The organism is Mongoliitalea lutea (genome assembly GCF_014652135.1).
GTDB lineage: Bacteria > Bacteroidota > Bacteroidia > Cytophagales > Cyclobacteriaceae > Mongoliitalea > Mongoliitalea lutea.
Genome location: NZ_BMYF01000024.1, coordinates 39,146 through 51,026, shown reverse-complemented (window position 1 = coordinate 51,026; position 11,881 = coordinate 39,146). Strand labels below are relative to the sequence as shown.

The following is an 11,881-nucleotide window of genomic DNA, read 5'->3' as shown; positions in this document are numbered from 1 at the left end:
AGACTCCACAATATTAACGTAGATTTTATAATCAGCTTTTTGACAAAACGTATTTACTAATGAAAAAAATTCGAGTATTAGTAGTCGGCTGTGGCAACATGGGAGCCTCACATGCCTTGGCTTATCATAAAATGGAGGAGTTTGAAATATGTGGGTTGGTTGCTCGCGGGGAAAGCAAGTTAAATCTTAATCAAAAGCTAGGTGGGCAATACCCCACCTATGATGATTTTTATCTGGCATTAAAGGAAAGTCAAGCAGAGGCTGTATGTATATCAACTTATCCAGATACTCATGAAGAGTATGCTTTAGCAGCGTTGGAAGCAGGTTGTCATCTTTTTGTTGAAAAGCCACTTGCTGCTACCACAGAAGGAACTGAACGCATTATTGCGGCATCTAACAAAGCCAAACGAAAAGTAGTAGTTGGTTATATTTTGAGACACCACCCTTCTTGGGAACGGTTCATTATAGAAGCTCAAAAACTTGGCAAACCCTTAGTAATGCGAATGAATTTAAACCAGCAAAGCCAAGGTTTTATGTGGGATGTACATAAAAATCTAATGCAATCGCTAAGCCCTATTGTTGACTGTGGAGTACATTACATTGATGTGATGTGTCAAATGACCCGTTCAAAACCAGTTTCTGTTTCGGCAATTGGAGCACGTCTTTCAGATGAAATTCCAAAAGAAAACTACAACTACGGTCAACTACAAATCCGTTTTGAAGACAATTCAATAGGTTGGTATGAGGCAGGTTGGGGACCAATGATTTCAGATAATGCTTTTTTCATAAAGGATGTATTTGGACCAAAAGGTGCTGTTTCAATTGTTGCAAAAGATGCTGCTAGTAGTGGAATGTCTGACAACGTTAATGCACATACGAAAACAGAAAGTATTAAAATCCACTCATCAGAAATAAACAATTCAAATAAATTTATTCACCAAGATAAATGGATAGATCTGAGTGATGAGCCTACTCACGATGAGCTGTGCCGGCGTGAACAAACATACTTTTACCGCTCAATCGTAGAAAATATTGACCTAAACAACCATTTAGAAGATGCATTGAATAGTCTGAAAATAGCTCTTGCCTGCGACCAATCAGTTAGAACAGGAGAAATAGTTTATTTAGTATAAATTTAAATAATTAAATCCTTCAGAAAAAATTAAATTACTCACGAAAATTTCCTATATTAGAAATAGTTTACGACTACTTCATTATGAAAAATTTTTACAAATCCATCGATAAATTAAAAAGGAGAGTCTGGATTTGCTCAGATTATTGTTTAAGATCAAGTTTTTTCCTTCTAGATAAATAGATCAGTCTATGATTTTCAAGAAATCGCTAGAATTAACTTATAAGTCACCTTTAATCACTGGAATCATCACTTTTTTTATAGCGATTTTTATTTCTCAATATATAACCTATAAAGATTTCAAAATCGAAAAAAGTAGCGAACAGCAGCGCGTCCTAGAACAAGCAAGCTTTATTGAAAAAAAAATAAATACGCTCCTCAATCACGCATACATTGCCGCATCTTCACTTCAATTTGCATATGAATTAGTTGAGGAGGATAAAAATACTCTCGACTCAAAGGCCGCTCAAATTCTAACAACATTCCCTTCTATTGATGTACTACAACTTGTAGAAGGAGGAAGTATAATGTATGTTTACCCATTTGAAGGTAATGAGGTTGTGATAGGCTACAATATTTTAGACGACCCTAAAACAGCTAGTGAAGCTGTTTTAGCAATAGAAAGAAAAAAAATGTTTTTTGCAGGTCCATTTGAACTTAAGCAAGGAGGTAAAGGAATTGTAGGAAGAATTCCGATTTTTAAAAGTAATATTTTTTGGGGATTCAGTGTTGCAATTATAAAATTAGAAACATTTCAAAAAGAGATTCTTGATACGTTAGAACTGAGTAAACTCTTTGACATTCAATTAGTAAAATTCAGTTCTAAGGATCAAAGTATAAATACCTTCTTCCCAAATTCAAGCGAACTGACCACATTCAACGGGTTTAAATTTGAAAAGATTATAAGTGAAGGAGATTGGAAGTTGACAGTACAGCTGAAAAAATCATTAGCATTTAATAAAATTCAAGGAACCCTAATTTTTCGCACAATTATATCTATTGTTTTTGGATTTGTTGCATTTTTTCTAGCACAGCAACCTAAATTGTTAGAACAAAAAGTAAAAAAAGCGACTAGGCGCTGGAAAAGAAGTAATAAAAGATTTCGATATGCAACCAAAGCAACCTCTGATACCATTTGGGATTGGTCTCTGATAACAGGTAAAGTGTATCGCTCAGAAAACTTCGAAAAGCTATTTGGATACCCTTTGACTGTTTTCACTAATGATACGAATTTTTGGAATGATCATATCCATCCCGAAGACCTACCAAGAGTCCTTAAACGTTTGAATGAAGTAAAAACAACAGGTGAAACTTATTGGGAAGAAGAATTTAGGTTTCGAAAAAGCAATGGTCGGTATGCAGACGTAGTTGATAAAGGTGTCGTCATTAAAGACAAAGAAGGAAATCCCGTGCGAATAATTGGAGCAACTCAAGATATTAGTAAAATAAAAAACTATGAACGTAAACTAACTCAAGAAAAAGAGTTCTTGAATTCTCTTTTAGATAACCTTTCTGAAGGGATTTTATCAATCGATCACACTGGCAAAATCGTTCTAAGTAATAAAAAAGCCAGGAATATCCTACAGCTTAAACCAAATACCATAAACATTCAAGACCTGATTAGCCATTCAGATTTTCTTCATTGCCGAGACCTTTACCCAATCTCAAAAGAAGAAAATCCTTTTTCCTTGGTTTTGAATGGAAAAAACATCAAAAATCAAGAGGTTGCCTTAAAAAGAAATAAAGAAATTTATTATTTCTTAGTGTCGGGAGAGCAAATTAAAATCAATCAAGAAGATCAAGTAAGCACATTAATTGTCTTACATGATATATCCGATATTAGAAAAAAAGAATTTGATATCGCCCAAATCAATATTGAATTAAAAAATAGAGCCGAAGCATTGCAACTATCAAATGCTGAATTGGAAAAATTTACTGAAATAACATCCCATAATCTCCAAGAACCACTTCGGATGGTTAGTAGTTTTTTAAAATTATTGGATAATAAATATGGCTATTTATTAGATGATAAAGGAAAATCATATATTCAATATGCGCTGGAAGGAGCTGCAAAAATGAAAGGTTTGATAATGGGAATACTCGATTTTAGTCTTGCTGGTGTAGACGACGAAAAAACACTATTAAACTTACAAGAACTAATCAATGATGTGAAAACTCTAGAGAGGGTTCAAATAAAAGATACAGATGCGATGATAATTTGTGAAAATCCTTTACATTTTTTTGGAATAAAAACTCAAATTCGTCAAGTCCTCCACAACTTGATACAAAACTCTTTAAAATTCAAAAATCCACAAAAGCCTTTGGCTATACAAATTAAAGGAGAAGAATTGGAAAATAAATGGCTTATAGAGGTACAAGACAACGGTTTAGGAATGAAAGAGGAAGTACGAAAAAAGATATTCAACATATTTGAAAAAGGAGGAGCTTCCCAATTTTCTTCACATCTGGGCATTGGTCTTGCAATTTGTAAAAAAATAGTCAACCAACATAAAGGAGATATTTGGATCCATTCTATTGAAAATGAAGGAACAACAGTATATTTCACTATAAATAAAATCAATTACACAAGCATTTAAAATGCATGTATGATAAAAGACAGAAAAGAATATCAAATACTTATAGTTGACGATAACAAGGGTGATCGTGTCCTAATTGAGGCATATTTAGAAGACACTATAATTCTACCTAAGATTTCGGAGGCAGAATCATTTTTTCATGCAAAAAAAATAATTGAGAATAACCCTAATTTTTTTGACGTAGTGTTGTTGGACTTAAGCCTACCAGACCTAAGTGGAGAAGGACTAATTAGATCAATAGCGGAATTGCTACCTGAAACACCTATAATAATTTTAACAGGTTACCCTGATGTGGACTTTAGTAGAAAATCACTAAAGTTAGGCATTGCCGATTACCAATTAAAAGATGAACTAAACCCGTTAGCCCTTTACAAAAGCATTATTTATGCAATAGAGAGAAAAAAAGTAACAAATCAACTAATAAGCTCAGAAAAACGATACAAAGATCTTTTTCAATTATCGCCTATGCCAATTTGGGTTTATGAAAAAGTGACATTGAAATTTCTAGCAGTCAATAAATCCGCGGTGGAAACTTATGGATTTAATGAAGGAGAATTTTTAAGTATGAAAATAACGGATATCCGTCCAGTAGAAGAGTTACCGGCACTTTACCAGGCTATTCAAAATGATTTATCAAAAAAAGGAATCAATCTAAGCGGAGTGTTTAAACATCAAAAAAGAAATGGAGAAGTAATGGATGTTGAAGTCTATGCTAATGATATTGACTTTAACGGAAAAAGCGCAAAAATTGTCCTTATCAATGACATTACATTTAAGTCCAAATATATTCAAGCTATAGAAACCCAAAACAAAAAATTGAAGGAAATTGCTTGGATTCAATCCCATATAGTCCGCGCTCCCTTGTCTAGAATGATGGGATTGATAGAGTTAATAAATGTAGAAGAAGAGTCTAATAATCTTTCTGATGATCTTAAACAATTGATACAATTTATAAGAGAGTCTGCAATTGAATTAGACGAAATCGTTCGAGATATTACCATACGTACAGAACAAATTAAAATAGATTAATTGGCTTCAATATGACAAACTTTGATATTGTAATCATCGATGACAAGGAAATTGACCTCATGCTCATCAGTAGAGTAGTAATGAAATTTTTCCATGACTACAAGCCGATCGAGTACTTGTCAGGCACCAAAGCAATAAATGACATTTATAATAGCCCGCACCTAAAACAAAAACTAATTGTTTTCTTAGATATTAATATGCCTGAATTTTCAGGTTGGGATTTTCTAGAATTTTTATTAAAAACCCCCACTAAAAGAGTTGTTCACGTGTGTATTGTAACGTCTTCTGTTAATCTTTCAGATAAAAAGCTAGCAGAAAAATATCCGTTTGTTTTTGATTTCTTAGAAAAACCAGTATCAATAGAAGACATGAGACAAATAATTGAAAATCAAGCCATTTTTAATTAAAAAAGTCTATTTTGAATCGAATCAAAATAGACTTTAGATACACTTATTATTAAATTGATTTATCCTTGTACAATCGCCGAGCGTAACCCTGGACTAGTTAGCAAAGCACCAAATTCTTGAATAATACTCATAGGAACTTCAAGCTTTAATGCTGCCTCTACTACCGCTTCTATAAATAAATCATAATCAGATTCGGTAACCACACCTGTCATTCTTGGATTTACCATAGGATTGTGAGCATCTGCCATATTCAAACCTGTATACCTAATATTCTGAGCACCAATTGCTTCGGCAAGAAAATTGCTAAATCCAGAAACTAGTAATCCAAAACCCGATAAATCATTCGCACCAACTTCGGCGAGTAAGACCGAAAAAGATGGTAAAAGATCCTCATATTTCCCACCTTCATTGGTAGCAATTACAAGAACTGTTTCCGTAACAACCGCACGCAAAGGAATATAACCTGCTTCTATCAGCTGACCAGGATTTTGAGGATCACTCACCAATCCCGAACCTCCTAACCTCGTGTATAGATCTAGGCTTTCATTTCCACCACGCTGTACAATTGGAGCTCTTACAGACTCGAGCAACTGACCTACAGGTCCTAGGACAGCATTGTCCGTAATCCCCGCTTGAGCAGCACCTTCTACTACTGCCTGGATGAATAAATCATAATCTGCATTATTGATTAACCCATTCATCCGTGGATTTCGCGCAGGATCGTGAGCAGCTTCCATATCAAGACCTGTATAACTGAAGTTACGAGCCCCAGTTGCTTCTGCTAAAAACTTCGTAAAGTCCATCACTAGCATGTTTAATCCTGTTGTTTCTCCTCTACCTACCTCATTCAATAACACAGAGAAATATGGTTGGAGGCTGTTGTATTTGCCACCTTCATTAGTTGCTATTGTAGTAACCGTATTGACTACAACAGTCCTAAGGTTAAGAAACCCTTGTTCGATTTGTTGTCCTGGATTCATCGGATCTGGGACTTTTGTTTCTCCTCCTAATACTTGAGAATAGAAGGAATCATCAATAATTGGGTCTGGACCATCATCATTACATGAACTCAATACTACTCCACCAAGTAGCATTAATCCAATTAGCCATAAATTTGTCTTTTTCATAATAATTAAGTTTAGTGTATCTTTTCAAAAGTTTTTTGGAAGAAATCTCCCAGTTTAAATGTGAGGGAATTTTTATCAATAGCGGGACATGACTGACTAAGCATTTCATCTGTAGGCCTGAAAAAACTGGCAGACATATTAAATTCTTCACTAATCCAATTGGACAAATCATCTCCGGACCACTTTTTACGATCGTACAAACAAATCAAAAAACCAGATTCAACATTAACACGAATATCTTGAACACCTTCTAGACTTTTAGCTTTTTGGACTATAGCCAATGTTTCTAAAGAATCAATAGATTTATTAAAATCTATTCTTCCCATGCTAATGCTACTAATAGCTCCTGGACTAGGTTTTGTCACCAAGTAAATGTGTACAGCAAGTGTGGCAATCAAAAACAAGAAGATTGCTATCAATCCTATAATTATTCGTTTGACCATAATTTTATCCATTTTTGTAGAATTACGAAGTATAGGTTACAATTGGATTTTCAATTCTGTAATTTTTTTTTGCCTATTTAATTTATATTGTTAGTTTTACATGAATAATAATTAGTTATGAGAAAAGTTTTTGCAATTTTAATCGGATGTAGTGCGCTTCTTTGGGGTTGCATCGGGAATTTTTCGGAAGGGGAACGGTTATTTCGTGCAGGTAACTACCAAGAGGCAATTGATGAATTTTCAAAAGTACTTTTTTTAAAGGTAACAGATATCAATACCCTTCATCTCAGAGCGAGAGCCTATGAAGAAATAAAAAACTGGGAAAAAGCAGAGGAGGATTATAGAAGCATTCTCAAATTAGATCCCAAACATGCGCAGGCATTTGCCGGATTGGGAAAAATCAATTGGGAACAAGAACGCTACAGAGAAGCTGAAAATTTCTACCTCCTAGCAGCCAAAAATGATCCAGAAGACTTTGATATTCTTTTTCAACTGGGTCAAGCCCTACTTAAAAACAAAAAATATCACAGTGCTGATGAATTCTTACAGCTAGCCAAAGAAATCAACGACAAACACCCCCTTGTTTATTTCTATCAAGGCATGGCAAGGTCTCAAATTGGGGACCTCTTGGGTGCAGCAGGTTCCTTTAACATGTGCCTGAAATATGATCCTGATAATTTGGTTGCTGTTTATAATCGAGGATTAGTTCGAATGACCATAGGTTATTTAAGTTGGGCAATAGAGGACTTTGATCAGGTATTAGCGGCCAACCCAGAGCATAAAGAAGCTCTTGCCCGAAGGGGGGCCGCAAAAAAACTACTCAAAGATCCGACTGGTTGTCAAGACCTTTTGAAAGCAGCTTCCAAAGGAAGTGCTTTTGCCCAAATGCAAATGGAGAACTGCTAAGCTGAAACCTGCAAACGGGCTTTGATCGCGGATCGGTAGTTGTCCATGGCTTGAGGATGGGTATACAAAAATAAATACGGCTCAATTAATTCCAACTCCATCAAAAGAAAAACCCCATCTCTCCATACGCCATCCACTCGGGCATAGAGCGTACTAATAGCAAAATGCTCAATATAGGGGTTGATACTTGCCAACTCATCGGCACCAGGCTCAAGGGAGTGAATGGTCCCACCAAAAAAATGTTGGACCCGAAACTCTCCTGGACTGGCTTTTTTCAACAATGCATGTGAAAACTTCCCATTGAAATAGATGTAAGAATATTCCCCTACCCTTTCGATTTCAGGCACAAAAGGTTGTAATAAATAATTCTCTACGGAAAGCCATTTTCCCAATGTTGGAAGCAAATCAGCAAATTCATGCAGTGCAAATTTCAAGGTATTTTTGGAGCCTCCACTTATTGCAGGTTTTATTACAAATTGACTATCTGATCCAGAGTTATCTACTATCCTTACTAATTCCTTCACATCACCCATCGGTATCAATTTTGTAGGTACAACTCCTAATCCTGCTTGTTGAATTTCCAATAGATATGATTTTTTAGAATTCCATAATACCGTCCTTAAATCATTCAATACTGGAATACCTAAAGACTGAATCTGTTCACACCAATAAGCAAACTTAGGAAAGTAGTCAAAATAATCCCAAGGCGATTTCAATAAAAGCATGTCATACTGCTGCCATTTGACCGATTCATCTGACCAGATTTCAAATTGATATTCAATGGATAAGCTATCCAAAATCTCACTGAGGAGTTTATCTTCATCAGGCACAGTTTCCACGGCATAGGCCCCACGGTCTTGGTAAGTAATGACTGCTAGTTTCATAAAGTTAATTTTCAATGCAATATTAGTCATTTTAAGGTTTTTTAAATCTCTATGACTGTTTTGTTCCAGATTAAGCATATTTTTGAAACTTGATTTTATGGAAAAAGAAAAACTAGTCATCATTCCCACTTTTAATGAGTCCGAAAATATTGAGGATATCATACAAGCTGTTATGGCTTTAGAGGGAAACTTTGACCTTTTGATTATTGATGATAATTCCCCTGATGGTACAAGCTTACGGGTAAAATGCTTACAAAATGTATATCCAGAAAGATTACACCTGATTATAAGGGAAGGGAAAAATGGACTGGGTACTGCCTATTTGGAAGGTTTTCAATATGCAATAGCTCACTGCTACGAGTATATCTTTGAAATGGATGCTGATTTTAGCCATAATCCACAAGACCTTATTCGATTATATAAAGCCTGTGCTTTAGAAGGATATGATTTAGCAATTGGTTCGCGGTACATTACAGGTGTGAATGTAGTAAACTGGCCGATGACTAGGGTATTGATGTCATTTTTCGCCAGTAAGTATGTACAGTTTATAACAGGAATGCCCATCAAAGATGCTACAGCCGGATTTAAATGCTACAAGGTCCAAGTCTTAAAAAATATTCGCTTGGAAAAAATAAAATTTGTGGGTTATGCTTTCCAGATTGAAATGAAATTCAAAACCTGGAAACTAGGTTTTAAAATAAAAGAAGTGCCTATCATTTTTACAGATCGCACCAAAGGAACTTCAAAAATGAGTACTAAAATCTTCAAAGAAGCTGTTTTTGGGGTAATACAAATGAAAATTCGTAGCTGGTTTTTTAAATACAAGCCTAATCAAACCTAATTGATTTTATTGGTTGAATATTAGAAATCACGATTGCAGGAATAAACAGAACTAAAGTAGTAACCAATAAAACCACTAAATTAATAGCTAAAAACACAGGCCAATTCCAGTAGATGGGTACAGTTGTCATATAATAGTTCTCTGGATCTAAAGGAATTAATGAAAAATAACTTTGTAAAAAACCAAAGACCAAAGCAATACTGTTCCCTATTAGCAATCCCCTTCCGATAATTCTCACCCCATTCCAGATAAAAACTCGACGGATTTGTTGATTCCTACTTCCCAAAGCTTTTAAAATTCCGATCATCTGTGTACGTTCCATAATCAATATAAATAGAATGGACACCATATTGAAAGCGGCAACAAAACAAATTAAGCCTAAAAATATATAGACATTATTGTTCAATAAAGCGAGCCAATCGAAGATTTCAGCATATTTATCCCTCACATCTGTCAATTTCAAATCAAAATCTAAAGAGCGATTGATTTCATCTGCTTGCAGATCTAGATTGTTTAAGGAGCTTACAAAGACCTCAAATCCACCTACTTGATCTTCGGACCAACCATTCAGATTACGGATTGTCTGTAAATCTCCTAGAATGATTTTTTCATCAAAATTTTCTAAAAAAGTTTCATAGATCCCAACAATTTCAAATCTCCTAAACCTCGGAGGGTCTTGAACAAAATACATGGTAATTCGATCTCCTAATCCAATCAGTAATTTATTGGCAATACTCTTGCTAATTATAATCTCATTACTTGCCGAAGAATCCTGAAATTGAATAAATCTACCATCTACCAAAGAAGGCATAAATGCAATACTATCAAAATCAGATGTCAATCCTTTGAGTAGCACCCCTTCTACTTCATCATCCCCTTTAAGTAATCCTGGCTTATGTGCAAATCCATGGAGTCTTTCTATGAATGGAAGTTGGGAATGATTTTTGTAAAAGTCTGATTGAATCGACGTAGGCACTTCCTCAAAGGCATTGCCTGACATAAATTTAGTAACTTGAAAATGACCCGTAAAACCATATACTTTTTGAGAAATCTCATGCTGAAAGCCTCCAAGTATCATGAAAGATATCATAGAAATCGCCAATCCTATCGCAACGGAAGCTACCGCAATCCTGTGTATAGTCCCCGTGAATCCGCCGGCACGCTGGAAACTGATTCTTTTAGAAATGAAATACGATAGGTTCAATTAATTTAGTACTTTGGTCAAAATCTAGCGCAAAATAACTACGATCATGCTCAAAATAATAATTCTTTCCTTTTTTTTCATGCTTCAACCATTTATTGGAAGCAATAAAGTTCCTCAGAATTTGCATTCGAATATGCATGAAAGGATTCTTACAGCTGCAGAACAGCCTGAAATTTATCTTCCTAAACTTGAAGGGAAGAGAATTGGACTTGTAATTAACCAAACTGCTATTCTCGAATCAAAAGGAAAGATGCATTTGGTAGATTTTTTGATGATGGAAGGAATGAATGTAGTGAAGGTATTCGTTCCAGAACATGGTTTCCGAGGAGATGCTGACGCAGGAGAAACTATCAATTCTGAAATCGACAAAAATACAGGGTTACCCATCGTGTCACTATATGGAGATAATAAAAAACCAAAGCCTGAACAGCTTAAGGATGTGGATATCATCATCTATGATCTGCAAGATGTAGGCGTTCGTTTTTACACCTATATCAGCACTATGCATTATGTCATGGAGGCTTGCGCAGAACAAAATAAACCTATACTGATTTTTGACAGACCTAATCCGAACGGGGATTATATTGATGGACCTGTACTTAAAAAAGGGTTTGAAAGTTTTGTTGGCATGCATCCTATACCGATAGTTCATGGGCTTACCGTTGGAGAATTAGCTCAGATGATCAATGGAGAAGGTTGGCTCAAAAATAAAGTAAAAGCACCTATTGAAATAATCCCAGTCAAAAACTGGAGTAGAACAGCTAGCTACAGTCTCCCTGTAAAGCCCTCTCCAAACTTACCCAACGATTTATCGATTCGTTTATATCCTTCCTTATGTTTCTTTGAAGGTACAGACATTTCACTAGGAAGAGGTACCCAATATCCTTTTCAAGTTTATGGCTATCCCGACCCAAAATTTGGAGATTTCACTTTTACACCCGTTAGCATTGTCGGAATGTCCAAAAACCCTCCTCAACAGAACAAACTATGCTATGGTGTAGATTTAAGACAAGAATCCTTGGATCATCGATTCACCTTGAAGTACCTACTTCATGCATACACTGTCTCAGGTAAAAAAGAAAAGTTTTTCAACAACTTCTTTGATAAGTTAGCAGGAACAGACCAAATACGAAAAGATATTATATCAGGCAAAAACGAAAATCAAATACGCGAATCTTGGCAAACCGACATTGACAGTTATAAAAAAATGAGAGAAAAATACTTGATATATTAAGCTCTTTTTTAATTAAAGAAAGACTAAGTATTTCCGTCCAAAATGCTTTGATTCAATTAATTTTGCCTACCAATCCT

Annotated in this window: 11 protein-coding genes; 7 read left to right on the top strand and 4 right to left on the bottom strand. The window is 35.2% G+C overall.

The genetic code is table 11. The annotated features are described in order from the left end of the window. Positions 1 to 59 precede the first annotated feature (59 nt). The 4 genes from IE080_RS16745 (at position 60) to IE080_RS16730 (ending at position 5,165) form a co-directional block, all read left to right on the top strand. Entirely contained in the window at positions 60 to 1,133 is a 1,074-nt protein-coding gene (locus tag IE080_RS16745; RefSeq protein WP_189585350.1) for a Gfo/Idh/MocA family protein, read from the top strand. A 190-nt stretch (positions 1,134 to 1,323) separates the two neighbouring features. Then, entirely contained in the window at positions 1,324 to 3,729 is a 2,406-nt protein-coding gene (locus IE080_RS16740; protein WP_189585347.1) for an ATP-binding protein, read from the top strand. Positions 3,730 to 3,738: 9 nt separating this feature from the next. Next, on the top strand, positions 3,739 to 4,758 hold the full coding sequence (locus tag IE080_RS16735; protein WP_189585345.1) for a response regulator: 1,020 nt from the start codon (positions 3,739 to 3,741) through the stop codon (positions 4,756 to 4,758). Between the two features lie 11 nt (positions 4,759 to 4,769). Beyond that, a complete protein-coding gene (locus IE080_RS16730; protein WP_189585342.1) occupies positions 4,770 to 5,165 on the top strand; it encodes a response regulator in 396 nt (131 codons plus the stop codon). Between the two features lie 59 nt (positions 5,166 to 5,224). Here the strand turns inward: IE080_RS16730 and IE080_RS16725 are convergent, their stop codons facing one another. Continuing rightward, the gene (locus tag IE080_RS16725; RefSeq protein ID WP_189585340.1) at positions 5,225 to 6,292 is read right to left on the bottom strand and encodes a globin family protein; all 1,068 of its coding nucleotides are present in this window, start codon (positions 6,290 to 6,292) and stop codon (positions 5,225 to 5,227) included. A gap of 11 nt (positions 6,293 to 6,303) precedes the next feature. Next, on the bottom strand, positions 6,304 to 6,747 hold the full coding sequence (locus IE080_RS16720; RefSeq protein WP_229800695.1) for a heavy-metal-associated domain-containing protein: 444 nt from the start codon (positions 6,745 to 6,747) through the stop codon (positions 6,304 to 6,306). Between the two features lie 105 nt (positions 6,748 to 6,852). On the opposite strand from IE080_RS16720, the gene IE080_RS16715 reads away from it, so the two are divergent. Next, entirely contained in the window at positions 6,853 to 7,641 is a 789-nt protein-coding gene (locus IE080_RS16715) for a tetratricopeptide repeat protein (protein ID WP_189585338.1), read from the top strand. Here IE080_RS16715 and IE080_RS16710 read toward each other — a convergent pair. Continuing rightward, complete coding sequence (locus tag IE080_RS16710; protein WP_189585336.1) at positions 7,638 to 8,525, bottom strand: ATP-grasp domain-containing protein; 888 nt, start codon at positions 8,523 to 8,525, stop codon at positions 7,638 to 7,640. The two genes, IE080_RS16715 and IE080_RS16710, sit on opposite strands and share 4 nt — an antisense overlap. A 97-nt stretch (positions 8,526 to 8,622) precedes the next feature. Here IE080_RS16710 and IE080_RS16705 point away from each other — a divergent pair, with 97 nt between their 5' ends. After that, positions 8,623 to 9,366, top strand: coding sequence for a polyprenol monophosphomannose synthase (locus IE080_RS16705; RefSeq protein WP_189585333.1), 744 nt, complete (start codon positions 8,623 to 8,625; stop codon positions 9,364 to 9,366). On the opposite strand, the gene IE080_RS16700 is transcribed toward IE080_RS16705, so the two are convergent. Further along, positions 9,353 to 10,570 carry an ABC transporter permease gene (locus IE080_RS16700; protein WP_189585331.1) on the bottom strand — a complete coding sequence of 406 codons (1,218 nt, stop codon included), beginning with the start codon at positions 10,568 to 10,570 and terminating at the stop codon, positions 9,353 to 9,355. The two genes, IE080_RS16705 and IE080_RS16700, sit on opposite strands and share 14 nt — an antisense overlap. Before the next feature lie 46 nt (positions 10,571 to 10,616). Here IE080_RS16700 and IE080_RS16695 point away from each other — a divergent pair, with 46 nt between their 5' ends. After that, positions 10,617 to 11,804, top strand: a complete 1,188-nt coding sequence (locus IE080_RS16695) for an exo-beta-N-acetylmuramidase NamZ family protein (RefSeq protein ID WP_229800694.1) — start codon at positions 10,617 to 10,619, stop codon at positions 11,802 to 11,804. Positions 11,805 to 11,881: the final 77 nt, after the last annotated feature.